22 protein-coding genes are annotated in these 26,478 nt (G+C 33.8%); 12 read left to right on the top strand and 10 right to left on the bottom strand.

Annotated elements, in window-relative coordinates; all coding sequences use genetic code 11:
* The first annotated feature begins 190 nt into the window (after positions 1-190).
* Together APR43_RS03665 and APR43_RS03660 are read left to right on the top strand one after the other, a co-directional pair.
* On the top strand, positions 191-1,069 hold the full coding sequence (locus APR43_RS03665) for an oxidoreductase (protein WP_053472758.1): 879 nt from the start codon (positions 191-193) through the stop codon (positions 1,067-1,069).
* Between the two features lie 315 nt (positions 1,070-1,384).
* Positions 1,385-2,197 carry a helix-turn-helix domain-containing protein gene (locus APR43_RS03660; protein WP_053472759.1) on the top strand — a complete coding sequence of 271 codons (813 nt, stop codon included), beginning with the start codon at positions 1,385-1,387 and terminating at the stop codon, positions 2,195-2,197.
* A gap of 220 nt (positions 2,198-2,417) precedes the next feature.
* Here APR43_RS03660 and APR43_RS03655 read toward each other — a convergent pair whose 3' ends face one another.
* From APR43_RS03655 to APR43_RS03620, 8 genes are all read right to left on the bottom strand, one after another.
* On the bottom strand, positions 2,418-3,185 hold the full coding sequence (locus APR43_RS03655) for a LytR/AlgR family response regulator transcription factor (RefSeq protein ID WP_053472760.1): 768 nt from the start codon (positions 3,183-3,185) through the stop codon (positions 2,418-2,420).
* A complete protein-coding gene (locus APR43_RS03650) occupies positions 3,166-4,182 on the bottom strand; it encodes a sensor histidine kinase (RefSeq protein ID WP_053472761.1) in 1,017 nt (338 codons plus the stop codon). Before APR43_RS03650 ends, APR43_RS03655 begins: the two co-directional genes overlap by 20 nt.
* A 405-nt stretch (positions 4,183-4,587) precedes the next feature.
* Positions 4,588-5,328, bottom strand: coding sequence for a DUF1223 domain-containing protein (locus APR43_RS03645; protein ID WP_053472762.1), 741 nt, complete (start codon positions 5,326-5,328; stop codon positions 4,588-4,590).
* A gap of 119 nt (positions 5,329-5,447) precedes the next feature.
* Positions 5,448-5,858, bottom strand: coding sequence for an organic hydroperoxide resistance protein (locus tag APR43_RS03640; RefSeq protein WP_053474509.1), 411 nt, complete (start codon positions 5,856-5,858; stop codon positions 5,448-5,450).
* Between the two features lie 192 nt (positions 5,859-6,050).
* Positions 6,051-7,052, bottom strand: coding sequence for an alpha/beta fold hydrolase (locus tag APR43_RS03635; RefSeq protein WP_053474508.1), 1,002 nt, complete (start codon positions 7,050-7,052; stop codon positions 6,051-6,053).
* A gap of 403 nt (positions 7,053-7,455) precedes the next feature.
* Positions 7,456-7,869 carry a cupin domain-containing protein gene (locus APR43_RS03630; RefSeq protein ID WP_053474507.1) on the bottom strand — a complete coding sequence of 138 codons (414 nt, stop codon included), beginning with the start codon at positions 7,867-7,869 and terminating at the stop codon, positions 7,456-7,458.
* Between the two features lie 251 nt (positions 7,870-8,120).
* On the bottom strand, positions 8,121-9,413 hold the full coding sequence (locus tag APR43_RS03625; protein ID WP_053474506.1) for an epoxide hydrolase family protein: 1,293 nt from the start codon (positions 9,411-9,413) through the stop codon (positions 8,121-8,123).
* A gap of 506 nt (positions 9,414-9,919) precedes the next feature.
* Positions 9,920-10,663 carry an SDR family oxidoreductase gene (locus tag APR43_RS03620; protein ID WP_053474505.1) on the bottom strand — a complete coding sequence of 248 codons (744 nt, stop codon included), beginning with the start codon at positions 10,661-10,663 and terminating at the stop codon, positions 9,920-9,922.
* 325 nt (positions 10,664-10,988) lie between these two features.
* Here APR43_RS03620 and kaiC point away from each other — a divergent pair, with 325 nt between their 5' ends.
* The 9 genes from kaiC to APR43_RS03575 all read left to right on the top strand — a co-directional run bounded on the left by kaiC (position 10,989) and on the right by APR43_RS03575 (position 21,458).
* Positions 10,989-12,668 carry a circadian clock protein KaiC gene (kaiC, locus tag APR43_RS03615; RefSeq protein ID WP_053474504.1) on the top strand — a complete coding sequence of 560 codons (1,680 nt, stop codon included), beginning with the start codon at positions 10,989-10,991 and terminating at the stop codon, positions 12,666-12,668.
* 1 nt (position 12,669) lies between these two features.
* Positions 12,670-12,963 (top strand): circadian clock KaiB family protein, encoded by a 294-nt coding sequence (locus tag APR43_RS03610; protein ID WP_053474503.1) that lies wholly within the window; start codon positions 12,670-12,672, stop codon positions 12,961-12,963.
* A 2-nt stretch (positions 12,964-12,965) separates the two neighbouring features.
* Positions 12,966-13,262 carry a circadian clock KaiB family protein gene (locus tag APR43_RS03605; protein WP_053474502.1) on the top strand — a complete coding sequence of 99 codons (297 nt, stop codon included), beginning with the start codon at positions 12,966-12,968 and terminating at the stop codon, positions 13,260-13,262.
* A 3-nt stretch (positions 13,263-13,265) separates the two neighbouring features.
* On the top strand, positions 13,266-14,522 hold the full coding sequence (locus APR43_RS03600) for a sensor histidine kinase (RefSeq protein WP_053474501.1): 1,257 nt from the start codon (positions 13,266-13,268) through the stop codon (positions 14,520-14,522).
* 1 nt (position 14,523) lies between these two features.
* Positions 14,524-14,928 (top strand): response regulator, encoded by a 405-nt coding sequence (locus APR43_RS03595; protein WP_053474500.1) that lies wholly within the window; start codon positions 14,524-14,526, stop codon positions 14,926-14,928.
* 353 nt (positions 14,929-15,281) lie between these two features.
* Positions 15,282-15,515: a hypothetical protein gene (locus tag APR43_RS03590; RefSeq protein WP_053474499.1), complete on the top strand. Its 234-nt coding sequence runs from the start codon at positions 15,282-15,284 to the stop codon at positions 15,513-15,515.
* A gap of 223 nt (positions 15,516-15,738) precedes the next feature.
* Entirely contained in the window at positions 15,739-16,233 is a 495-nt protein-coding gene (locus tag APR43_RS03585) for a hypothetical protein (protein WP_053474498.1), read from the top strand.
* Positions 16,234-16,415: 182 nt separating this feature from the next.
* Positions 16,416-19,502: a DUF262 domain-containing protein gene (locus tag APR43_RS03580; protein ID WP_053474497.1), complete on the top strand. Its 3,087-nt coding sequence runs from the start codon at positions 16,416-16,418 to the stop codon at positions 19,500-19,502.
* A gap of 18 nt (positions 19,503-19,520) precedes the next feature.
* Positions 19,521-21,458, top strand: coding sequence for an AAA family ATPase (locus APR43_RS03575; protein WP_053474496.1), 1,938 nt, complete (start codon positions 19,521-19,523; stop codon positions 21,456-21,458).
* A 10-nt stretch (positions 21,459-21,468) separates the two neighbouring features.
* On the opposite strand, the gene APR43_RS03570 is transcribed toward APR43_RS03575, so the two are convergent.
* Positions 21,469-22,725 (bottom strand): retropepsin-like aspartic protease, encoded by a 1,257-nt coding sequence (locus APR43_RS03570; protein WP_053474495.1) that lies wholly within the window; start codon positions 22,723-22,725, stop codon positions 21,469-21,471.
* 499 nt (positions 22,726-23,224) lie between these two features.
* On the bottom strand, positions 23,225-25,681 hold the full coding sequence (locus APR43_RS03565; RefSeq protein ID WP_240514919.1) for a hypothetical protein: 2,457 nt from the start codon (positions 25,679-25,681) through the stop codon (positions 23,225-23,227).
* A gap of 370 nt (positions 25,682-26,051) precedes the next feature.
* Here APR43_RS03565 and APR43_RS03560 point away from each other — a divergent pair, with 370 nt between their 5' ends.
* Positions 26,052-26,468, top strand: coding sequence for an OsmC family protein (locus tag APR43_RS03560; protein WP_053471827.1), 417 nt, complete (start codon positions 26,052-26,054; stop codon positions 26,466-26,468).
* Positions 26,469-26,478: the final 10 nt, after the last annotated feature.

The following is a 26,478-nucleotide window of genomic DNA, read 5'->3' as shown; positions in this document are numbered from 1 at the left end:
ATCTTTTTAGATCTGCGTGAAAAAAATCCCATTAATCCTTTTAATCTGTGGCAAAAACAAAACTTAGCGCCTTTGTGTCTTCGCGGCAAAACACCCTTGAGCCTTAAAACAAATAAATTTGAGCTTTTCAACAAAACAACAACCTCTATTCCCGCCGTAAATTTGTAATGAACTTAAAAACACAATTACAATGAACAAAATATGGTTTATTACAGGAAGCTCTCGAGGATTAGGACGTAATCTTACTGAAGCAGTTTTAGAAAGCGGAGACAAAGTAGCTGCAACTGCACGAGACATTAATCAGTTAAATGATTTAAAAGAAAAATTTCAGGATCAGATTCTGCCTTTAAAATTAGATGTTACCAATTATGATGAAGTTCATGAGGCCGTAAACAAATCCGTTGAGCATTTCGGAAGAATTGATGTATTGGTTAACAATGCCGGATTCGGAATTATTGGCGCTGCTGAAGCTTATACAAGCGAACAAGTTAGAAGTCAGTTAGAAACTAATTTATATGCGCCTATTGAAATTACACGCGCCGTTCTGCCTTTTATGCGCAAACAAGGTTTTGGCCGAATTTTACAAATCAGTTCTGTTGGCGGACGTGTTGGGAATCCGGGTTTAACAATGTATCAGGCTGCGAAATTTGGTTTAGGCGGATTTACTGAGGCTTTGGCCAAAGAAGTTGCTCCGCTTGGAATTTTGGTTACGAGCGTTGAACCAGGCGGATTCCGCACGGATTGGGCAGGCGCATCGATGACGTATGCCGAAGATATTGAAGGCTATGAAATGGTGAAACAACGTACCGATTTCTTTAAAGGTGGAAATTTTGTTCCGGTTGGAGATCCTGAAAAAGCGGCTAAAGTGATGGTTGATCTGGCTTCACATCCAAATCCGCCTGTACATCTTGTTTTGGGAAGTGAAGCAATTGGAATTTTACAAAATGCTGATAAAAACAGAACGGAAGAAATGGAGAAATGGATGAATGTAAGTTTGTCTACAGATCATGAAGATTCTGGAAGTTTTTTTGATTCAGCTCAGGGAAAATGGTATACTGGTAAGAAATAAGCATTATCAATGGTTAATGCATAATTTTTTAAACACATAGGGACATAGTTTTTCTTTGTCTATAAAGGCGTTTCACTTGTTTTGAACAAACATAGTTTGATACTCTCTCGCAGATTTTGCAGATTACATAGATTAAATAAAAAAAAATCTGCTTGATCTGCTAAATCTGCGGGAAACATTATTTTAAGTTTTTTGTTTAAAACACAAAACTATGTGTGAAAATCTAGATTTTTAAAACATCTTTTATTTAGAATATAATCTATGTTTCTATGTGTTTAAAATATTCTCCAACTTTAATTTTTATAAATTTGTGATATGAACGATTCAAAAATAAATCAGAAAACCTCGCCCATTGCGTATTCCTGCTATTACACACAAAATCGTGAAGGCGAGCAATTTGCTGCACAACATGTTTTAAGTTTTCAAATTTCAGGAATTCTGACTTTAAATAATGGCAATAAAGAATACGTTTTTAACCCAGGCGATTTTAGATTTATCCGAAGAAATCAGCTCATAAAATTCATCAAACAACCTGATCCGAATACCGCTTTTCAGTCTATTTCGATTTATTTGAATCAGGAAGCACTTCGTGATTATTCTATACAATACAATCAAAAAACAAGTTTAATTAAAAGTCCGGAAACGGAAATGGTTTTGCAGTTAAAAGAAGTTCCGTTATTGAAAAGCTTTATGAATTCGCTGATTCCCTACATCAACGAAGACCAACTTATTACCGAAGATCTTCAGACTTTAAAAGTAAATGAAGCCATTACGATTTTATTACAATGCCATCCGGAATTAAAAGATATCCTATTTGATTTCAACGAACCTGGAAAAATTGATCTTGAAGCATTTATGAAAAAGAATTTTCATTTTAATGTTCAATTAGATCGTTTTGCTTATTTAACGGGAAGAAGTTTAGCGACTTTTAAAAGGGATTTCCAACGTATTTTTGATCTTTCCCCAAGTCGTTGGCTCATTCAGAAAAGACTACAGGAGGCGTATTATCAAATTAAAGAAAAAGGAAAAACACCTTCGGAAGTTTATTTAGAAGTGGGTTTTGAGGATTTATCGCATTTCTCATTTGCTTTTAAGAAACAGTTTGGGTTGCCGCCTTCTAAGGTTTAGTATCTTGTTTCAGTTTACAGTCGCAGTATTCAGTCGCAGTTTGCAGGATTCAGATTATGCAGTTTGTCATTTCGAGGAACGAGAAATCGCACGCGAAACTCGCCAAAGATTGGAGAATTACTGTGTGGAATATCTAGTGCGATTTCTCGTTCCTCGAAATGACAAACTGTGTCTATAAAACTGTGATTGAATAACGCAACTGAAAACTGAGACTGTAAACTTATCTATTCTCCAGCCAGCTTAAAAATGCCGTTGCTTTCTCTTTCCCAACCAATAATTTTTCTTCTGTTGGAATGGTAAGTTTAAGAATCAGCTTTCTTGAGAAATAATGCTCTGCTTCTCTTATTGCAGAAAAGTTTACCAAATATTGCCTGTTGATTCTGAAAAACTGAATGGCTGATAACAGTTTATGAACTTCATCAAGAGATTGCGTTATTTGATATTCGGTTTTATCAAAAGTCACTATTGTTGGTGTTTCATTTTTGATGTAGAAAAAAGCGATATTCTCTGTTTGAATCGTTTGGTATTTATTATTTTTAAAAACCAAAAAACTACTTTTCCCTTTATTCTCGCCTGTTCTCGTTAAGAGATAATCGAAATCGGGCATCATTTTTTTATTTCTTTGGAAGAAGTTTTTCAGTTCACCAGCCTTTTTAATAGCCTGCGAAATACTTTCTCTTGAAAAAGGTTTTAAGACATAATCGATTCCGTTTGATTTGAAAGCGTCGATGGCGTAATCATCAAAAGCGGTGCAGAAAATTACGGGTGACAAAACCTCTACATTTTTGAAAATTTCAAAGCTCAAACCATCTGCAAGCTGAATATCCATAAAAATCAAATCGGGCTGATCGTTTTCTAAAAGATAACTCACAGCTCCGTCTATACTTTGAATATACGACAAAATTTGAGCATCGGGTCTGATACTCAAAATTAGCTGACCAAGCGCTTTGGCCGTTTTTACTTCATCTTCAATTATTACGATAGTCATAAATCAGTGGTATTTTAACTTTAAAAAGCGTTTCGGTTTTATCAATTTCAATTTCCTTGTTAACCAGATGCAGAAAACGCTGGTTGATATTGTTCAGTCCTACTCCGGTTGACAAAGTGCCCCGTTTCAGCTGAATTGGATTTTCAATTACCAGAAAATCATTTTCGGTATATAATTTAATTTTCAAAGGTTTATCAAGCGAAACAACATTGTGTTTGATACAATTCTCAATTAATAATTGCAATGAAAAAGGCGGAATCGCGCAATCGTATTGCTTTTCATCAATTTCTTTTATGACTTCAAATCCGTCTTCAAAACGAGCTTTCAGCAGATATACATACGAATCTAAAATTTGTAATTCTTCTTTTAACGGAATCAAATCCATTTTTCTGCTTTCTAAAGTAAATCGGTAAAAATCAGATAATTTCAGGATAAAATCAGAACTCTGCGGATCCTGCATATCCACCATCGATTTTAAAGTATTCAGACTATTAAACAAAAAATGCGGATTTACCTGCTGTTTCAATAATTCGTATTGTGCTCCTAGATGTACTGCCTTGGTACGCTCCAGTTCTACTCCCATTTGCTGGGTCTGGTAATTCTGAAAAAGTAAATGTAGAAACATATACACAATCAAATTGATTAAAATACCTCGAAGCTCGAACATGATTGGCGCGTCCATTTTTGAAACCTGAAAAAGTTCCTGATGTGCAATTACGAGAATCACCATCAACAAAATCCCCAAAACAACACTCAGTAAAAGTTTCCAGTTAAACAGACTTTTATTCGTACGCTGCGATGAAAATTTAGGCAGGCTATAAATGTTGTAATACCATATAAAAAGGGAAAACAGCAGTGTAATTGAAGAATTTATGATGATGTCTCCAGGCGTAGAATCTGCATCAAATAATTTTGGGATTGAAGCCAGAATTGCAAGTGCAATCGAGCTTCCCCAAATAATTTTGAGCGAAACCTGAAAACGTTTTGATTTTTCCATAATTGTATCCGTTTTTTATCCTGTTTGTCAAAGATAGTTTTATTTTGAAAAAAGATTTTATGCAGATTTAAAAAGTCAGCCCAAAGTATTGTCATTTCGACGAAGGAGAAATCTCCACGAGAAGCTCTACAAAGATTGGATACATTCTGTATGGAGTTACTTACGAAGATTTCTCGTTCCTCGAAATGACAAATATGACGGAGTGTTTTTTTAATCTCGCAAAGCCGCAGAGGCGCAAAGTTTTTATTCGCAAATTGTTTGGGAAAAGAATCTGCAAAATCTGCCTGAATCTGTCAAATCTGCGTGAAATATATTTTTAATTCTCCCGCAGATTTAGCTGATTTTGCAGATAAGAAAGGAAAAAAAAATCTGCTAATCTGCTAAATCTGCGAGAAACAAAAAAATTTAAGCTCGTTTTACTTCTAAAATTGCCCCTGAATTCATATCCTGAACAAAACCAATAATCTCAAAATCCTGTGGATTATAATTTTTAGGAAGATGAACAGATGCAGTTCCTTTTTTTACTTTGTTTAAATCTACCCATTGCAGATTACGAACGATTTGATAGTGAGATAAAACTCTATGAGCATTCTCCCCTCTTTTTACATTGCTTTTGGCTTCTTTTTGAACTACAGCAATTAATAAACGGCTGTTTTTTGAAGTACCTTCCACATTATAATTTACAGCAATAGAATTTGCATTTTGACTGGCTTCTAAGCTTAAATTCGTCGAAGCGGGTTTAGAAAGTGCCGATTTAATTCCGTTTCGTAAACTTGTTTCCTGAGAACCTACATAATCGATTTTTCCGTTAATAATTACTTGCGGCGTATAGATTGGATCTTTGCCCATGTATTTCGCATAATCGTATTGTCTTTTAGTATAATCTGCATTACTGAAAATATCTTTCCAGCCTTGTTTGTCCCAATAATCAACGTGATAAGAAAGTACGTAAACATTTTTATCTTTTAATTCATTTTGAATTTTTCCCAGTAATTCATCTGCTGGCGGACAGCTTGAACAGCCTTCGGAAGTATATAATTCTAAAAGGGCAAAACCTTTTTTATCCTGATTGCTTTGGCTGAAAATGGTGTTTCCGGTTAAGAAAAACAGCATTGTAAAAGCACTTATTATTTTTATCTTTTTCATGATTCCTATTTATTTCCTGCAAGGTTTTTAAAACCTTGTAGGTATATTTTTTATTTAGAAAGTCTAATAATTTAAACCTACAAGGTTTTGAAAACCTTGCAGGTTAAGCAACTTAGAAATTATAGAATATTAATCTCAACGTTTATATTTCCTCTTGTCGCTTTAGAATAAGGACAAGTTTGATGTGCCTGAGCTGCTAAAGCTTCTGCAGTTTCACGATCAATGCCCGGAAGGCTGATGTTTAAACGTGCTTGTAAAGAGTATTCTCCTTCTGTTACACATAAATCTACTTCTGCATCTACTGCAGTTTCTGCCGGAAGTCTAACTCCCAATTTCGAAGCTGCGATTCCTAATGCTCCAATAAAACATGCCGACCATCCTGCAGCAAATAACTGCTCTGGGTTTGTTCCCGGACGTGATGTTCCCGGAGAACTTAATTTGATATTCAATTGTTCATCTGAACTTTGAGAAGCGCCTTCTCTACCACCTGTTGTGTGTGTTTTTCCTGTGTATAATACTTGTGTTTCCATGTTTAAAAAATTTTAGATTGTTGATTTTAGATTTTAGATTATTTGTTGGAATTCATTTTTCCCACAATCTTGTCATTTCGACGAAGGAGAAATCTTCGTAAGTAACTCCGTCAGGAATGTCGCCAATCTTTGTAGAGTTTCTCGTGGAGATTCCTCGTTCCTCGGAATGACAAGATTATGCGTAATTATAATTTATTTCATCCCATCTACATCAATAATTGCTTGTGCAAATGATTTCGGGTCTTCTTGCGGAACGTTGTGTCCTATTCCTTTTAGAATTCTGTGGGCGTATTTTCCGGTGAATTTATTTGCGTATGCTTTTCCATCTGCGAAAGCGCCGTCAAAATCACTTCCTATTGTAATGGTTGGTACTTTAATTTCCGGTCTTGCTGCAAGGCGTTTTTCTAAACTGTCGTATTTAGATTCTCCTGCTTCAAGCGATTGTCTCCATCTGTAATTGTGAATTACAATTGCAACGTGATCTGGATTATCAAAAGACTGAGCCGTTTGGTCGTAAGTTGCTTTGTCAAAATTCCATAACGGAGAAGCGATCTGCCAGAGTTGTTTGTTGAATTCGTAAGTGTTTTGGCTGTAGCCTAATTTTCCTCTTTCGGTTGCAAAATAATATTGATACCACCATCCTAATTCAGCTTTTGGAGGCAATGGTTTTAAATTAGCTTCTAAATTCACTACTAAATAACCGCTTACCGAAACCAGACCTTTTAGACGCTCCGGCCAAAGTGCCGCCATAACTACTGCAGTTCTAGCTCCCCAATCGAATCCTCCAACTACAGCTTTGTCAATTTTTAAAGCATCCATAAAAGCAATAATATCGGTTGCTAATGCTGCTTGTTGTCCGTTTCTGAAAGTATTTTTTGAAAGGAAGGTTGTTGTTCCTGAACCTCTTAAATAAGGTGTGAATACATGATATCCTTTTGAAACTAAAATTGGCACTACTTCATTATAACTGTGAATATCGTAAGGCCATCCGTGAAGCAAGATTACCGGAGTTCCGTTTGAAGGACCAGCTTCAGTATATCCTACGTTTAATAATCCAGCTTTGATTTGTTTTAAAGTTCCTAGTGAACCATCTTGTTTTTCTGTTTGTGCAATTGATACTGCATTTACTAAAAGAAAGGCTATTAAAAGAACTGCGTTTGTAATTCTGTTTTTGATTTTTACTATCGTTTTCATAATTATTATTTTTTTGATTAGTTGATTATCAGTTAATTTCTTCGTCAAAGGTATCTCGACAATCCTCGTTTTAAAAGGAGAAAAAAGCTGAAGTGGACAAAGTAAAAGGTGAAATGGACAAGGGTCAAGTTGTGAAATGTGAGTAGTTTAGCCGTAAAACTCTATATTCTTATATTTTTTTAGCCACAGATTAAAGGATTAAAATGATTTTTTCTCTCGCAGATTCTGCAGATTTAGCAGACTATTTTTTATTCGTTTCAAATTATTTAATCAAATCTGCTCAATCTCCGAAATCTGCGAGAAACAAATACTTTCCTCCCGATAGCTATCGGGATTGCGTAAACCTTAGCGTGCTTTGCGGTTAAACTAATTCGCATTTCAACTTGAAACTTTAAACCTGAAACTATTTTTTCATAACCAAAACCGGTTTTCCTTTTTCAACTATATAAGTTGCCAATTCTGATGCTTTTACATTTGTATTATTTTTAGCGGAATGAACAACTCCTGCTGGAATAAAAAGAACTTCTCCGGCTTTTAAGGTTACGGGTGCTTGTCCTTCTACTTCATATTCAAGTGAACCTTCTAATACATAAATGATTTCTTCACCCGGATGAGAATGTTTTCCGAAAGCAGTATGTCCGTCGAAATCTATTTTGGCTTGAACGGTTTCTCTTCCCGGAATGCTTAGATCGTGTTTTTGTAAATCAGTACGTTTTATTCCCGTTTGGGCTGCGATTTGATTTGGAATCAAAAAGGCTATTATTCCTAAAATGATAATGGCGATTATAACCCATGTTTTTTGCTTTTTAGTTTCCATGATTTTATTTTTTTAATAGTTAGTTTTTTAACAGTTGATTTTTTAAACACATGGAACATAGATTTGCTTTGTCTAGAAAGGCGTTTCACTTGTTTGAACAAACATAGTTTGCTGGGTGTTTCACGCAGATTTTAAAAAGATTTAAGCAGATAAACGCAGATTTTTTATTCAATTTAATCTGCTAAAATCTGCGTGAAACTTTTTTAGCATATAAAAACCTATGTCTCTATGTGTTTAAAAAAAATATTAGATTATTTTCTCAATGATTTAAAAGCGGCACGAAGTTCAACGGAAAACAATTGTGGTTCTTCCCAAGAAGCAAAATGCCCGCCTTTGTTTACTTCTTTAAAATAAATCAGGTTTTTGTATGCTTTTTCAGCCCATGTTTTTGGTGCTTGATAAATTTCTCCCGGGAAAACAGTTATCGCAACCGGAATTTTGATTTCAGCTGTTCTTTGTTCTACCGCATTGAAGTTATTATCATTATTCTCCCAATATAAATTAGCAGATGAATTAGCAGTATTCGTAAACCAGTAAAGCGAAATATCATCCAGCATTTCATCTTTAGTCAAAGATTTTTCGGCATTTCCACCGCTGTAGGTCCAATCGTTGAATTTATCTAAGAAAAACGAAGCCAAACCAACAGGAGAATCTGTAAGTCCGTAACCTAAAGTCTGCGGACGAGTCACCATCATTCCGGCATAACCACCGCCTTTTGTGTATAATTTATTCAGAGAATTAAAAGCAGTATTTTCTTTAACCGATAATCCTTTTGGTGCCGGATCTCCGTCTTTAAGCGCTTTGGCAATATCTGCCGGAACTGTTGCAGGCATGTTTACGTGAATTCCCAATAAACCTTCAGGAGCTTGACGCGCCATAGCATCGGCAATTACAGAACCCCAGTCACCACCTTGTGAAACATACTGTTTGTAACCCAAACGTTTCATTAAAACATCCCAAGCGTTTCCTATTTTTTCTGGTCCCCAGCCTGTTCCTTTTGGCTTTTCAGAAAAACCATAACCCGGCATTGAAGGAATAACCAAATCAAATGCATCTTCGGCTTTTCCGCCATACGCTGTTGGATCTGTTAATGGACCAATTACTTTTAAAAGTTCAAAAAATGAACCCGGCCATCCGTGAGTAATAATTAACGGTAACGCATTTTTATGTTTTGATTTAATATGAATGAATTGAATATCCAGTCCGTCGATGTTGGTTACAAACTGAGGAAGTGCATTTAGTTTTTCTTCTGTTTTGTGCCAGTCGTAATCGGTTCCCCAATATTTAACCAGATTCTGAATCTGTTCTAGTTTTACTCCCTGCGATTGATCTGCTACAGTTTCTTTATCCGGCCATCTGGTAGCATTTACTCGATTGCGAAGTTCTGTAATTGCTTCCTGCGAAACGCTGATGTGGTACGGACGAATTAAATTACAATCGGTTTTAGTTTCGTTCTGTGCAAAAGATACGGCAGTTGCTAACATAAAAGTTCCAGTGGCAATAGCGTTTAAAAAAGCACGCTTGTTTAGTTGAAGTGTTTTCATTTTTTTGATTTTTAAATTATTTGAATATCAGTTAATTTCTTCGTCAAAAGTATTTCGATAACCCTTCTTACGAAATGAGAAAACAGTCCAAACGGACGAAGTTTGAGGTGAAACGGACAGAGTGGAATGTGATTTTTTTAACGCAAAGCGCGCTAAGGTTTTTTGGCTTGTTTGGTTTTATAAAAATGCGAAGATCGCAAAGCTATGTGGGTAATAACTTTGCGATCTTTATTTGTGTTTTTGCTACAGATTATTATTTTTTTGCCAGAGATTAAAGATTTACTCCCGCAGATTCTGCAGATTGAGCAGATTGTTATTTTCTTAATTCATTGTGAATAATCAAAAAAATCTGCTAAATCTGTTAAATCTGCGGGAGACAAAAAAACTTCGCGACTTAGCGAGATTAAAAATCTTAGCTCCCGATAGCTATCGGGATTGCGTAAACCTTAGCATCTTTGTGGTTAAATCACCAGCAGAATTAACAATTAATAATTCACCATTAACAATTAAGCTAACACCATTCCCCCATCCATAATAAAATCTGCTCCGGTGATGAATTTTGCTGCTTCACTGCTTATATACGAAACCATTTTGGCAACATCTTCAGATTTCCCCATTTGTTTTAAAGGCACTTTCTCGACAACTATATCCATAATACCATTTACAGTGGCTTCATCTAAACCTACTTTTTTCATGACTTCGGTTTGAGTTGGTCCCGGACTAACGGAATTCACTCTGATTTTTCTAGACGCTAATTCTAATGCTGCTGATCTCATAACCGAATTCAAAGCCGTTTTACTTGCTGAATAAACCGAAGATCCCGGCCCTGGCATACTCGCAGTATTGGAAGAAAGAAATACAACCGATGCACCATCATTCAAAATTGGGATAAATCGGCTTAGTGTGAAGTACGCGCCTTTAAAATTTACATTCATTATACTGTCAAATTGTTCTTCTGTTGCCTGCTCGATATTTCCTAATCCCGCAATTCCGGCATTGATGAAAAGGATGTCTACTTTTCCAAAATCCTGTTTAACTTTTAAAGCCAGGCTTTCAATATCAGAAATATTGGATTGATCTGATGTTATTGCTGTAACGCCCAGTTCCAGTGCTGCTTTTTCAATTGCTTCTTTTCTTCTTCCGGTAATAATCACATTTGCTCCCTGCTCTTTTAATTGTTTTGCTGTAGAATATCCTATACCGCTGTTTCCGCCTGTAATTACGGCTACTTTATCTTTTAAATTGTCCATTTTTATATGTTTTAAATTAACGGGACAAAGTTAAATTGCAAATAGTATTGCTTTTTTAAAGGTATCATAGAGTATACTGAAAAGTAGATTTTAACATTTAAATATTCTCAAAAATCAATTTCAGGCAAAACTCAAAAATTACTGTTAAATATTTAGATTGAATGTGCAGTTATTTGGTTAAAATTATCCGATTTATTCATATTTAAAGATCAATTCTCTTAATTTATTTTTAAAACTTCATTAAACAGCTGTTAAATCTTAATGAGAATTCATTGTAAATTCTGTAAGAAAACGTATATTTGAGATAATACTGAATTTTTATATCGTGCAGGAAAAAACAAAAACACATCATTTTATATTCCCAAAAACGCCTACAGGCGTTGACGGACTAGACGAGATTACTGATGGCGGTTTCCCAAAAGGACGCCCAACCTTAATTTGCGGAGGTGCCGGCTGTGGAAAAACATTATTGTCAATGCAGTTCCTTATTAAAGGAATTACAGAATATAACGAACCCGGGGTTTTCATGTCTTTTGAGGAACCGTCAGACGATCTTACCTTAAACGTAAAATCACTCGGCTTTGACCTTGAGCAGCTCAAAAAGGATAAAAAACTCGTTGTAGATCATGTCCGCGTTGAAAGATCAGAAATTGAAGAAGCCGGAGAATACGATCTTGACGGTTTATTTATAAGATTAGGCCACGCCATCGATTCTATAAAAGCAACCCGTGTTGTTCTGGATACAATCGAATCTTTATTTGCTGGTCTTGACAATCAGGCGATTTTAAGAGCTGAGTTACGAAGATTATTTCACTGGCTGAAAACAAAAGGCGTAACTGCTGTAATTACGGGAGAACGCGGCGAAGCAACCTTAACCCGACAAGGATTAGAAGAATATGTTTCTGACTGTGTTATTGTTCTCGATCATCGTGTTATTGAACAAGTTTCGACCAGAAGACTCCGAATTGTAAAATACAGAGGTTCAACACACGGAACAAACGAATATCCGTTTTTAATTGATGAAGAAGGTATTTCGGTACTTCCTATTACATCGTTAAAACTCGACAACGAAGTTTCTTCGGATATTATTTCTACAGGTGTTCCCGGATTAAACGAAATGTTTTATAGCGGCGGATTTTATCGCGGAAGCAATATTTTAATTTCAGGAACTGCCGGAACAGCTAAAACTACGGTTGCCTGTTATTTTGCCAATGAACAATGCGAAAAAAACGAAAAAACGATTTATTTCGCTTTCGAAGAATCGCCGCAGCAATTGGTTCGCAATATGAAATCAATTGGAATTGATCTCGACAAACATATCAAAAAGGGTATTTTGCAAATCCATTCTTCACGTCCGTCATTGAATGGTCTGGAACTGCATTTGCTTACACTTCGAAAATTAATAAAAGAATTTCAGCCTACCACTATTATTATTGATCCAATCAGTAATCTTATTACAGTAGGAAGCGAACAAGAAGTCCGTTCTATGCTGGTAAGGCTCATAGATATGCTCAAAGCAAATAATATTACGGCTTTGTTTACGTCATTAAATAAACAAACAGATAATTTTAGACCAGATCTGGCAGAAGAATCCGTATCGTCTTTAGTCGATACCTGGATAACGGTTCGTGATATGGAAGGCGTTGGTGAAAGAAATCGCGGTATTTTTATTATCAAAGCAAGAGGAATGGGACATTCTAATCAGGTTCGCGAGTTTGTGATCACTAAAAAAGGAATCGAATTACTCGATGTAGAATTAGGTCCGCAGGGAATCCTGACCGGTGCTGCCAGACAGTCGCATCAGTTTAAGAAAACCATTTCTGATATTAAACTTCAAAACGAAATCAGCAGAAAAGACCGTGAAATTGAGCGCAAACGCAAAGTTTTGGAAGCCAATATTGAAGCCTTGAGAACCGAATTTGAATCGGCAGAAGAAGAATTGAGTATCCTGAAAGCAACAGAAGAATTACAGGCTAAATTATCTTCTAAGAAAAAAGAAAATTAAAATGAAAAAAGAAGTAGCCGAATGGCAATTATTGCTCTATATAGCAGGCCAGACGCCAAAATCGATCAAGGCACTTGAAAATATAAAAAAGTACGCCGAAGAACATTTAAAAGGAAAATACAGCATCGAGATTATCGATTTGCTGAAAAATCCTCAATTGGCAGAAGGTGATCAAATTTTGGCTGTACCAACCCTGGTCAGGAAATTTCCTGAGCCAATCCGTAAAATTATAGGTGACCTTTCTAATGAAGAAAGAGTGCTTGTAGGGCTTAATATTAAACCTATAAACGCTTAATCATGGAAGATTCATCTGATGGCACAAGTACAACCAAACATAAGTTCATACTTTTTGTTTCAGGTATGTCTGTTAAATCAGGACATGCAATTGAAAATTTACGCAGAATATGCGATACTTATCTCAAAGAAAACTACGAATTAGAAATCGTAGACATCAGCAGGGATAAAGAACAGGCCGTGATACATCAGATAGTAGCAATTCCTACGTTATTAAAGATAAGTCCCGAGCCCAAAAGAATCATTTTAGGTGATTTATCAGATAAAGATAAAGTACTGAGAATATTAAATATTATGTAGAATTTGGAGGTTACCGATAAAAATATAGAAGATTTATTGACCGAAATCGAGTCATTAAAAGAACAGCTTTATGAAGCAAACAGTATAGTCGAAGCCATAAAACAAGGAGATGTAGATGCACTGGTAGTAAACAATAACGGAGTACCCCAGCTTTATTCTCTCGAAACGGCCGATTATACGTACCGACTTCTTATTGAAAAGTTCCGACAGGGTGCGCTTAGTATTTCGCGCAAAGGACTCATACTGTACTGTAACGACTACTTTTCTGAATTAGTAGGTATTCCGTCAGAACAAATTATTGGGACGTATTTAAATGAATATTTTGATAATCCCACACAGTTTGTCCAGCTTATTCAGGCACTTAGGTACGGAATCGCCACACACGAAATTCTTTTTAAATCGAGTGAAGACAAAAAAACTTTTCCGGCTTATATCGCACTAACCGATCTCGAACCTTCTGTAGAAGCGATTGGAATTGTGATTACCGATTTGACCGAAAAGAAAAAACACGAAGAAGCCCTGCTCCATCATCAGCAGGAACTGGAAGAAAAAATCAAAGAGTTAAACCGGATCAATACCAATCTCGAAGAATTTATTCATGTTATCTCGCACGATTTAAAAGAACCACTGAGGAAAATTGTCATGCATAATGACCGAATCGACGGAAGCTACCTTTCTGATAACGATGCCAAATCAATGAATGTTTTAAAATCATCGGCACTGCGGTTGAATTCTCTGGTAGATGATTTAGTGCAGTATTCGTCGCACACCGCGCAGGAAGAACGAGCCGAAATTGACTTGAAAACCATAATTGGCGAAGTAATTGAAGATCTCGAAATTATAATTGCAGATAAAAAAGCCCATATTAAAATAGGAAAACTCCCTGCCATAAAAGCCTCTAAAGTCCAAATCAGGCAGCTTTTTGGCAACCTTATTACCAACGCCATAAAATACAGTAAAGAAGCCGTTGCCCCGCTTATAGAAATTTATCAGGCAGAAAATTTAAATGCCGAAATGCCAAATCAAAATGCTAAATTTGTAAAGATTCAAATTAAAGACAACGGAATTGGCATGGAGTCGAGCCATCTTCTTAAAATCTTTACCATTTTTCAGCGCCTTCATGCCCGAAACGAATATTCAGGAAACGGTATAGGCCTTGCGATTTGTAAAAAGATTATGGAAAACCACTCCGGAAACATTACCGTCGAAAGTACACTGAACGAAGGAACGACATTTAATCTTTACTTTCCAATTTTATAAAATGCCACAAAAAAACAACCTGCATATCATAATTGCCGAAGATGACAATGATGACGCTGATGTGATCTTCGAAACATTCAATCAAAACCCCAATTTTGGCAAAGTAAGCCTTGTAGCCAATGGCGAAGAACTGCTTAATTACCTAAAAGACACGGCAAACGAAAGTCCAGACGTAATCCTGACCGACATCAACATGCCCATTGTCGACGGCATCGAAGCCTTACAGCAAATTTTAAACAATTCAGACTTAAAAGATATTCCCTGCTTTGTTTATTCCACCAGCATAAATCCGTCCTACAAAGAAAAATGCGATGATCTGGGCGTAAAAGCGTATCTTATAAAACCTTATTCATTTGAGGCTTTCGCCGAAATTCCAAAAACAATTTTGAGTATTATACAAGCTTAGGTTTTCATTTCATATATTCGTAATACTATTTAGGAGCTGATTCCTGCTCTCCGCTATATCTTTTTCTTGCTAAAGAAGCAAGAAAAAGGATGTCGCTTCGATCAGGGCTAGGACACTCGTTTTCATTAGAAGATTTTGTGGAAATTTGATTTAGAAACAAAATTTAAAAGAAATATTTTTCTTACAATTTAAAACATTTTTTGATATCTTTACAGTCCTAATAGTTAAGATATGATATCAGAAAAAAAGTTTGCCCGTGTGGTATGGTGGCGGTATTGGAAACAACTGCAACGCTCTCTTAACAGCGTAGGACACCTAAGTCACGCGGGTTTCATTTCCGTAAAGTTAAGATTATGAGTACCAAAACCCTTTCTAAAGAAGCCGAAATCAGGCTTACCAATTTCTTCAATCAAACCGTAGCGCCAGAACAAATGGCAAAAGCCTTAAGGCAGGTAAATTTTGTTCTTTCGTTAAGTTTAATAAGAGAAAACGAAACCCTGCAGCAAGAAATACCCAAACTAGAAAATAGTTTTTACTGGCTCAATGAACTAGCCGAGATTTTGAATCCTTATTTGGATGTGGAGTAAATTCTTCTTTTTAATTTTTTAAACCCTTGATCATTTTTTATGATTGAGGGTTTGTTTTTTTGTTTTGAAAATACCGTATAAGTACGCGTTGTTTTGGGTTTGGATTATTGATATACTTGTTGGGAAGAAATTTTAGTGAATTACGGTTTACCGTAATTAGAGTATGTTAATTCTACTTATTATTACAATTTATTAAAAAATTTAATGAAACTATATTTATAGAATGGAGTATATTTTTGAAAAATATGATTTAAATCTTTTAGATTGTGATAATGATAGTTGTAAGATTCAATTGTCTCCTCAAAATGGTAATGCATTATCGAAAGAAAGAAGAAAACTTTATATAATTCATCATGAAAATGAAATACTTTATGTAGGAGAAGCAAATACCTCAATCAAAACAAGATTTCAAAGAGGATGCACATCTTTTAATTATTATATTAAAAATGGTGAAGCAAGAAAAGGTTACAAAGGCTATAAATGGCTTAATAAAATTGATAATACATACCGGAATTTATCAGTTTCCGTAGCGATATTTGATCATAAATACGATAACGAAAGAAATTTTATTGAAGCGATAGAAGGTGAATTAGTTTATTTAGTTAGAAAAAATTATGGCTATTGGCCAAAGTTTCAAAATGAAATTCATTTTAGTAATTGTGAAGGAGCTAAAGAAATCGGAGAAGAAATATTCAGTATAATCTTAAATTTAAAGTAATAAATAAAACTCTTATATTTTTATTAAAAAAGAATTTGAGATCAATTGATTAAACATTACAGTAGGGAAAAATGGAAGAATATGATAAATAAATTATTCACATTTATAACAATTTAATTTATCTTTACTCTGAACTTTTCAATTCATAATAATTGAAATTCTACTTAAACTGCTAAGATCAAATGGAAATAAGAGAAATATTTGAACATAAAATAAAGATAGAGCCAAAGGTAATGTCTATAGAAAGTTTGTTTAACAATGAAGAAAGAGTTAAAAATACCGATTACAAGCCTTTTTATCAAAGAAATTATGTTTGGGACGATGAAAAAGCAACTTATTTCATAGAAAGCATTTTATTAGGTACAGAAATTCCTCCACTAATTTATTTTAGAAATGGCAGTAAAGTAGAAGTAATTGATGGTAGACAAAGATATCAAACTATTTTAAGGTTTATAAATAGTGAATTACGTTTAAAAAAAAATGGGCTTCAAAAACTAGAAAATGTTGGTATAGCTAACAAATCTTTTAAAGATTTGGAATTACACCTACAAGATCTATTTTGGGATACAAAATTGAGAATTATTGAATTTAGCTTTCATAGTCAGAATCATATTGACGAAGAAATGGAAGATATTGTAAAAAAAGAAATCTTCAAAAGATACAATTCAGGCATAACTCCCTTAAAACCTGCTGAAATAGATAATGCTATATACATTGATGATAATCTAAATTCTTTTTTTAAAAAGAAGCTTTTAAGTGATAAAATACTTTTAAGAAATGTTTCAAATGTCTTACATTTTGAAAAATCAAATAATGAAATAATATTAAAAAAAATCCGTCAATTATTAGTTCAACATAATATTCCAATTAAATATTATTCTGTAAAGAAAGATACTATTATTTCAAAATTCTATGAACTTTTGTTTACTGATATAGATGAACTCGAAATAGAGAAAATTTATACAAGTTTTATTGAAAAATTGAATCTTCTTTTAAAAATAAAGTCATTGTTCTATTTAAATGACGAAAATTATAATAGATTAATATCTGAATGTCTTTTTTGGGCGTTTTCTATTATGGAAAATGAAGAATTATCACTTAAATTAATAACTAATGAAATAATCCATGAATTAGTTATATATCTTAATGATAATATCGAATATTTTGAAGTTGTAAGGAGTTCTTTTTCAAAAGAGCTGTACAAAAGATATGAAATTACTGCCAACTTTTTTAGTGAAAAATTTGAAATAAATTTTTCAATTTATCTTCAATATAATTCAGATTTTAAAGAACGAAATAAGGATGTTGTACCAGAAGATGAAGAAAGAATTAGTTTTGATGATCTAAGAATAAACAAACCTGAGCCTTCATCTATTGCAATAATGGATATTTGTCGTCAAATGGAGCGCCAAAGGTTTTTAATTCGTCCTCCATATCAACGAAATGAAGTGATTAATAAGAAAAAATCTTCATCTATAATTGAAAGTATCCTTCTTGGAATTAAACTTCCACCAATTTTTGTTTATAAGAGAGAAGATGAAATTTCCGAAGTATTAGATGGTCAGCAACGTCTTTTAAGTATTTTAGGTTTTATTGAAAAAGCTTATCTTGATGAAAATAACAAATTAAGGAGATCAACAAAAGATGGTTTTGCACTTTATATAAAAAATAGTATTTTAAATAATTTGCATGGGAAAAAGTTTCATCAATTAAGCCCTGAGCAAAAAGAAAAGATCAAAAATTTTGATTTGTGGTTTATAGAAATTAGTTTCAAAAACAATAGAAATTTTGAACCTATTGACCTATTTATTAGATTAAACAATAAGCCATATCCAATAAAAGAAGATACCTTCGAGATGTGGAATTCTTATGTTTCTAGAGATGTTATTTCAACAATAAAATCAATTCATAATAATCACAATGGTTGGTTTTATTTAAGAAAAAACAATTCTAGAATGGAAAATGAAAATATTTATACCGCTTTAGCATATTTTCAATTTACATGGAATCGTTCAGAAAAATCAAATCACTTTATTCCTACAGATGTAGACGTTTATAAAGTAGTAAATAAAATCAATTTTAGAGTAAAATCAAAAAATGAAATAACAAAAACACTTGAAGACAATTTACTTAAAAATGACTTTATTGTTGCTGCAAATGACTTAGAATTTGATTTTATTAGAAAATTAAAAATTTTACTTTCAAATAATGAAGATGATTCTCTTTCTATTTTAAATAAAAATTTAGATGAGATATTTATAGTTGAAAATGGACGTCGAACACAACAAGCCTTTTATGCTTTATGGTATTTTCTATATGATATACCAATAGAAGTAATTAGCATAAATAAAATTGAAATTCGTGATTCATTAAAATCTCTTTTTAAGGACATGACTGGAATTGAAAATAAACAGATTTTCGATAATAATGTTTTCCTTTTTAAATCAAAATTTAAAAAGACAGATATTTTATTTTTAGAAAAAAGTAATTTTCAGTTTTATCAACTGGCGAAACTTGGCGAAATTGCAACTCTTTCACTTGGAATTGTAGCAGATTTAACTGTAAATAATCATAAATATTATCCTTTTCTTAAAAAAGCTGAATTTTCAAATCTTACAGTATCAAAAGATCAATTAGCTTATTTACCCGAAGCTGAAAATTATAATATTAAAGATTTCTTTAATCTTCGTGATAAAATTTTAATTAGAAGAAACATCATCTCTTATTCAAGATTTGATCTAGCATTTTATAAATCAAAATTAGCTTTTAGTACCAATTTTATTGGATTGGTTGTAAATCGATATGGTATAGACATAAAATATATTTTAGCAATTCTTTCAAGTAGATATTGTTTTACAACATATTACTTAAATAAATTCAGTCAAGATGATTTGGCAAAAAATATTACTATTGCTGATATAAAATCTATAGAGATACCAGTTTTAAAAACTGAAAAGCAAAAAACATTTGTAAAAATTATTGATTGTATTTTATATGGAAATCAAAATTCAGAATCACAATTATTCTTTGAGAGATTAATCGATGCTTTAGTTTATGAAATTTATTATCCTATTTCATTTAAGGCAGAAGGTATTGAGATTGCAGAATATGTTGATAAAGCTGATATCAATATAGATGAACAAAGTTCAAAATTGGATTACATTAATAATGTTTACCAAGTTTTAAGTAATCCTAATCATAATCTTTCATTAAATCTATTGAAACTATTAAATGTCCCAGAAATTCAAAATATTGAAAATATTTTTTAAGTAAAACAATCACTCTAAATGGCAAAAAGGATTATATCTGTAGAAATTGAAAACTGTCGTGCATACTGCAGTAAATTTAATATTTTAAACTTGCCAAATGGGGAAAACGTATTAATTTATGGTGAAAATGGAAGTGGTAAAAGTTCTTTATATAAGGCATTAAATAATTATTTTTCAAGATCAAATCAAACTTCACTCAGTTTCGTTAAAAATAAATATCTAGAACATGAGGAAGGAAATATTAAAATAAAATTTTCAGATTATGATTTACCAACCAAGAGTATTATAACAGGTACTGAGGAAGAATATACATTTGGTAGTACATTTTCAGATAACAATGTTGCCTTCATTCAAACCGCTGCACGAATAAGAGGTTTTCTTGATTATACAGATCTATTAAAAGTTTATTTACACACAGATGTCAGACCTAATTTATTTGACTTAATTGTACTTTCACTTCTTGGAAATCATATCCCATTATCAAGTGGAGGTATAGTCCCTTTCAAACCTAAATGGGTCCAACTTCAAAGGGACTTAATTACAGATGCCTATACAAGAAATGATCGTTGTCACAAAAACGGAAAGCGAGAGCTTCCTATCTTTCAAATTCAACTTACTTCTACTCTAGATTCAGTTTTTAAAGAACTAAATAGATTATTAAGTTCATATTTTTCTGAATTAAATATTCAAATCGGTTATGAGCTCCTTCCCTTGAATTTCAATTATGGTTATAACAAATGGGAATGGAATACAACTGCTGATTTGAGACTTAATGTTTATAAAGATGGTGTTCTTATTCATGGTGATTACAGCGATTATTTAAATGAAGCAAGATTATCTGCAATTGCAATTTGTTTATATTTAGCATCTTTATTACAGAATCCTTCTTCAGTTGATCTTAAGCTTTTATATTTAGATGATGTATTTATTGGTTTAGATTCTGGTAATCGAATTCCGATATTAAATATACTTCGAGAAGAGTTTTCCGATTATCAAAAAATTATTTCCACCTATGATAGACATTGGTTTGAATTAGCTAAAAGGCAATTTGAAATTTACAATGATAAATCGTGGTCATCTTTAGAAATCTACGTTGGAACTGAAGTTATTAGTGGTATCAAAATTTCTAAACCTATTCTAGTTAAAGGCTCATCTCATTATGAAAAAGCTATAAGATATTTGTATGATCGTGAGCGTCCAGATTATCCAGCAGCAGCAAATTATTTTCGAAAGTCTATCGAGGAAATTATAAAGAATTTTGTCCCAAAATATGAATTGTCAGATGCCGACAACACTCAACTACCTGAATACAAACTAACCGTATTACTATCTAAAACAAAAAGATTTTTAGAAAAAATCAATTCCGATACTAAAGAGATATCAAAAATCATTGGATTATTACAAAATCTTATCCATCCTCTATCTCATCATGAGGTTTCATCACAAATTTACAAAGCAGAACTTGAAATTTTAGAAAATTCAATTCCAAAAGTGAAGGATCTTTTACGTAGTTTAGACATTTCTACAAATTTTAAGTGCGTATTAAGCTCTAAACAAATTGTAAAAATTACTTATCCAATAGATTTAGCAACCGGACATTTTTATTATTATGAACTAAAGTTAGAGGATTCTTTAATTTCATTACTTAATAGTGGAAATTATAGTTTATCATTTTCAAAATGTTATGTTGTAAAGTCTTACAGTATTATTAATGGAAATGATGGAGATAAATTTAACCCTAGAAAAAATGATCCCAGATTTAGTTATATATCTTTAGAAGATGCTATTAATAAAATCTACCTTTTCTTAGTTCAAAAAGGAATGAAGATTTCCAAACCAACAAATTATCTTACTCAAATAGAATATTTTGACGGTACTAATTGGCAGCCTATTGAAGACTTATTAAAAAAACTTCATACAGTTAAAGCTTTGCCTATTACTGTAACTTTGCCATAAATAATTGTACCTAATCCTCCAACCTCAAATAATTCCCATCAAAACTAATCACAACCTTTTCAAACTGCCCTAATACATCTTGCCCAATATTTCCAAAATTTACTTCTCCATAAACACCATACTCCTTTTGGTCAATTTCCATTTTTGGGAGTTGAATTAGTTTTTTTCCAAGATATATCTGCTGGTCTTTTAAAACCAAAACTTCTGTAGAAACTACTTCTGCGCCAGCGCTGGAAGATTTAGACGTTTCTAAAGTACCAATTCGATCAAGGTCGGTTTTGAAGGTTTCGTAAAACGCTTTGTTGAAAAGACTTTCTTTTGCTCCGCTGTCAAAATTAAACGGCAGGGTTTTGCCTTTATACGTGAGCATTACAATAGCTCTGAGTTCGTCAACAAATAAGTTTTTTTCGGTTGTATTGGTTTCTAATTCTTTAGAAAAGGTAAGTTTATCTTTTTCAATCGTAATCGTTCCTAACTCTTTTACTATAGGAAAACCAATAATTCCGTTAATGACATAAGCGCCATTTGCAAAGGTAAAAGCCTTATCTGGATATACTAAAAACACCGCATTATGAATTTTCAATTCTCCTAAATTAATTTCGGGTGCAACGCCTATACGAACTTTGTTTTTTTGTCCCGTAAAACTCGCCACCGAAATATTATTATCCGGCAGAATTTTAACTCCCATTTTCTTTGCCACACTTTCGGTAATACAGCTAATTCCTGCTCCGGTATCAAAAACAAAACTGGACTGCGTTTCATTTGCCTTAACTTCTGTTGTAATTAAACCCGCTTTGTCTTTTACCGCAGCAACTGAAATTGTCGAGAATTTATCGATTGTCTGTGCACGTGTATTGCGTAAAGTCTGCCAGATTCGCTGTGTGTTTAATTCGTCCTGAAGTTCGGCTTCGGTATATTGTTTTTGAAATTTAAGCGTCAAAACTTTAGAAGCCGTATAAGCCAAATTGTAATTAAAGAGTTTGATATAATTATCGTTTTTCAGCTTCGCAAATTCGTAACTATTCGTCAGTTCGTTGTTTTTTAAACTGTCTAAATACTGGTTTGACAACTTGGGATTATTACAGACATTGGCATATAATCCTTTATAGAAATAATAGTCTTTGCCTTTTTCCTTATTGTTTAAGCTGTCCATTTTAGCATACTGATGCTGTTTGCTTAATTGTTTTAAGGTAATGTCGGGGTTGGTTTGTCCTAATGCTATTTGCATTGTGAATAAAAGACAAAGTAAAAGTTTGTTAGAGTTCATTTGTCTGATTTTTTATTAAATATAGGGAAAATCTAAAGATTTAAATTCCAATATTTAAATTCCAAATTCCAAAATTCTGAATCTCAAAAAATAAATTCCAACTCTCAAATCCCAAATTGCATCGTCTCAATAGGAACGATTATAACTTTTCAAAGTCTTGTCATTTCGAGGAACGAGAAATCGCACTAGAAACTCTGCAAAGAAAAGCGCCAATCTTTGTCGATATGCAAGTGCGATTTCTCGTTCCTCGAAATGACAAAAATGCGTTGGAATTTGGAATTTAAAAATTGGAATTTTTAATGAATTTCGCTAATCTTTGTAGAGTTCCTAACGAAGATTTCTCGTTCCTCGAAATGACAAGATTGTGGTTAAATTCTAAATTCCAGAATCTTGATTTCAAAAATAAATTCCAACTCTCAAATCCTGAGTTCCAATACGAGAGATTGGAATTTGGAATTTAAAAATTGGAATTTAAAAAATAATCAACCTTTACTTTTATTTATCTTCTGCCTCTAAAGCCTCCGCCGCCTCTAAATCCGCCACCGTTAAAACCACCTTGATGCTGGAAGTTTTGGAAATTTCGGGTTTGCGATTCTCCGCGGTCTCTGGATAATGCTGAGCGATCAAGATCGTTTGTAATATCAGGACGACCTGCTTCGCCAAGCTTTTTATTCGGCTGTCCGAGAGTTTGATCTGCTTTTGGGAAATTATCATGCTGGGTTCTGTCGCCTAGTCGGGTTTCGCCGCCTAAGTTTTGTTCCGGTTTCGGCAAGTTATCACGCTGAATCCTCTCTCCTGCTCCATTCGTACCCAATCCCTGATTTGGTTTATTACGTTCAATTGCTTCACCTGATTTTTTTGATGAACCTAAAGTTCCTGCTTGCGTCCAGCCACCGTTTCCGTTATTATAATGACTCCAGTTTCCGTTTGCATCTTTTTTATAAACATGTCCGTCGTGGCCTGCGTATACATTATTATTGGTATGAATAGTAGTTCCTCCGCCTCTGCGATGCGTAATTACACCTTTATTTCCTCCCGAAGTTTCATAACCAATTGCCGTTCCGCGTCGGGTTGTAACGTGTCCTGTCTGCACCCATTGATTGCCATTTGTAGCAGCTGAATGTCCCCATTGCGCATACGCATTATGTCCTTGATTGGTTCTGGCATAATTTCCCGTCCACGGATTGTAAGTACTTGCAGCAGTTCGACCGCCATACCAACCCTGAACACTTGCAGAACGTCCGTATCTTCCTGTTGCCGGATTATACCAGGCCGAAGTTCCGGCAGCGCCATAAGGTCCGTAAACACGTCTTCCGACAGCATAACCACCCGTCCACGGATTGTAAACCGCTCCTGCTCCATACGCATAAGGCCACGGACGGTAAATTGGGTATAATCCGCCATAATACACATAAGGCGGATAATACCATCCTGTGCCATACGTTAATATAGCACCTACTGTAGCACCAATAATAAAAGCACCTAAATATCCTGCTGTTGAACTGCTTTCGACAGTTGTATCGGTTGTGGTTTGCGTAACATAGGTTACATTATATACGGGAGAACTCGGCGGAATGGTGTAAATTTCTTTCGGAACAGAATCGGCTGTTTTCCAAGGTCCGTTCGGACTTGTTGACATGAACCAAACAGCCTGAAAACACAAATAATACAAATCGCCTACTTTTATAATTTTCTCCTGCGTATTACTTGCATATTGCATTTTTGTACCTTCAATAGGTTTAAATTGAGGCGTTCCGTCGTACGTTACTTTTACTTTGGCTTCGGCATCAGATTTTTTTAAAATTGCAGTTGTGGGAACTTGTGCCAGCATAACGGCATCTTTGGCTTCCTGCGTTCCGGGTACAGACGACAATACATTTGCTCGTGGCGAATCTTTAGGGATTTTGGCAAAATCAGCAGGAAGGTTATTTCCAGCATACGTCCACGGTCCGGTTAAGTCTTTCGATTTAAACCATCTTCCAGAGAATAGTACATAATATTGTCCATCGGTTTCATTCGCAAAAATATCATTTTCGGTATTGTCAATGTACATTAGTTTAGTTCCCGGAATTTTAATAAATTTTGGATTTCCGTATACGGCAATTAATTCAGCTGGTTTATTGCTGTAGAAAACTTCTGGCGCCGTTCCCGTTGGAGGAGGCGGAATCATCTTTTTAACATCATCAAAATTCTGTCCCGAAGGCAGGTTAATTAACCCCGAAGGCAATTTTCCTGTTTTAATCCATTTACCGTCTATTTTTTTGGAAGTAAGCCAGACATTCTCAGCCAACAGATAATAATCTTTAGAAGTTTTATCAAAAAATAAATCCCAGTTTGTATTGACTACATATTGAATATCTGTTTTTTCTACGGGCACTAAAACCGGTTCTCCCTGCACTATTAATAAAATCGCAGGATTGGTGCTGTAAAAAATCGCAGGAGGATCGTTCTTAGCCGTAATACCTTTTGCAGGGCTTTTGGTCTGGCTTAAATCTGCCAAAATACGATCTACTGAAATTGGATCTCCGCTTACGGGCAGTGTTTCTTTAAAGAGTTTTTCCATTTCGGGAACTTTCTTTTTGTCGAGAGCAGGAAATCGTACATCAGTTACCTGAAGGTTTTTAATAAAAGCGCTTCGGTTATCTTTATCGACCAGTGTTTCTGCTTTTAAAGAAGCTACACCTATAACTTGTTTGCCGTCTTTTGGTGTTAACGAAAAAGCAAGTCGGGCTGTGATTTCTTTATAATCTTTCCAGTCATCTACCTGCGGCTGATAATAAACGAGTTTTGTTCCATTGTTTTCAGTTTCGCGCGGCCAGCCATTATCGGCAAATGCAGCATCGGCAGTATCAGACTTTACCGTTTCGGGATTTGTTTGATCTGTATCTTTACCTTTTTTGCAGGAGAACAAAACTGTGCTCAAACAAACTACAATTATTAGAAAAGCTTTTTTCATAAATTTAAAAGTTAGATTATTCATTAAAAATTTATTCTCTGGGGTATTCCTGTAAAATTGTTTTGAATAAAATTAAATCCATAGAACATATAAAACTATTATTCATGCGTTTAGTTGGTTTCAAATTCTAACTTGAAACCAAAAAAACAGAGAAATAATCTCTTTTCTTTTTAGATTTAAAATTTATCTGAAAAAAAAATTATAAACTAAAGTTTTGTTCCAGCCCTGTAAAATCTATCATTATAAATTATTTTTATAAGTACTAAAAATTATTAATTTGATTAATAAACATCATCGCCATAAATTTGTCTCATCAAAATCAAACAAATGATTTGATCATCTTAAAAAATAACTTTAAAAAATAGAAATTATGAAATTTACAAGAAGAGCAAACGCAAACTGGAAAGGTACAGGAATGGAAGGAAAAGGTACTATTAGTACTCAAAGCACAACTTTAGATAATGCACAATTATCTTTTAAAACTCGTTTCGAACAAGGTGTTGGAACAAACCCAGAGGAATTAATCGCAGCGGCACACTCTGGATGTTTTACCATGCAGTTAAGCTTTTTATTATCTGAGGCTGGTTTTGTTCCAGAAGATTTAGATACAACTGCTAAAGTAACTTTTGAAGACGGTACAATTACTTTAATTCAATTAGAGTTAACTGGAAAAGTTCCTGGAATTTCTGCAGAAGATTTTCAACAAGCAGCTCAAAAAGCAAAAGAAATTTGTCCAATTTCGAAATTATTAAACACTGAAATTACTTTGGCGGTAACGTTGAATTAATTTCTAGATA

Source organism: Flavobacterium sp. NLM, assembly GCF_002210235.1.
Lineage (GTDB): Bacteria > Bacteroidota > Bacteroidia > Flavobacteriales > Flavobacteriaceae > Flavobacterium > Flavobacterium panici.
This window is presented reverse-complemented; position numbering and strand designations above follow the sequence as displayed.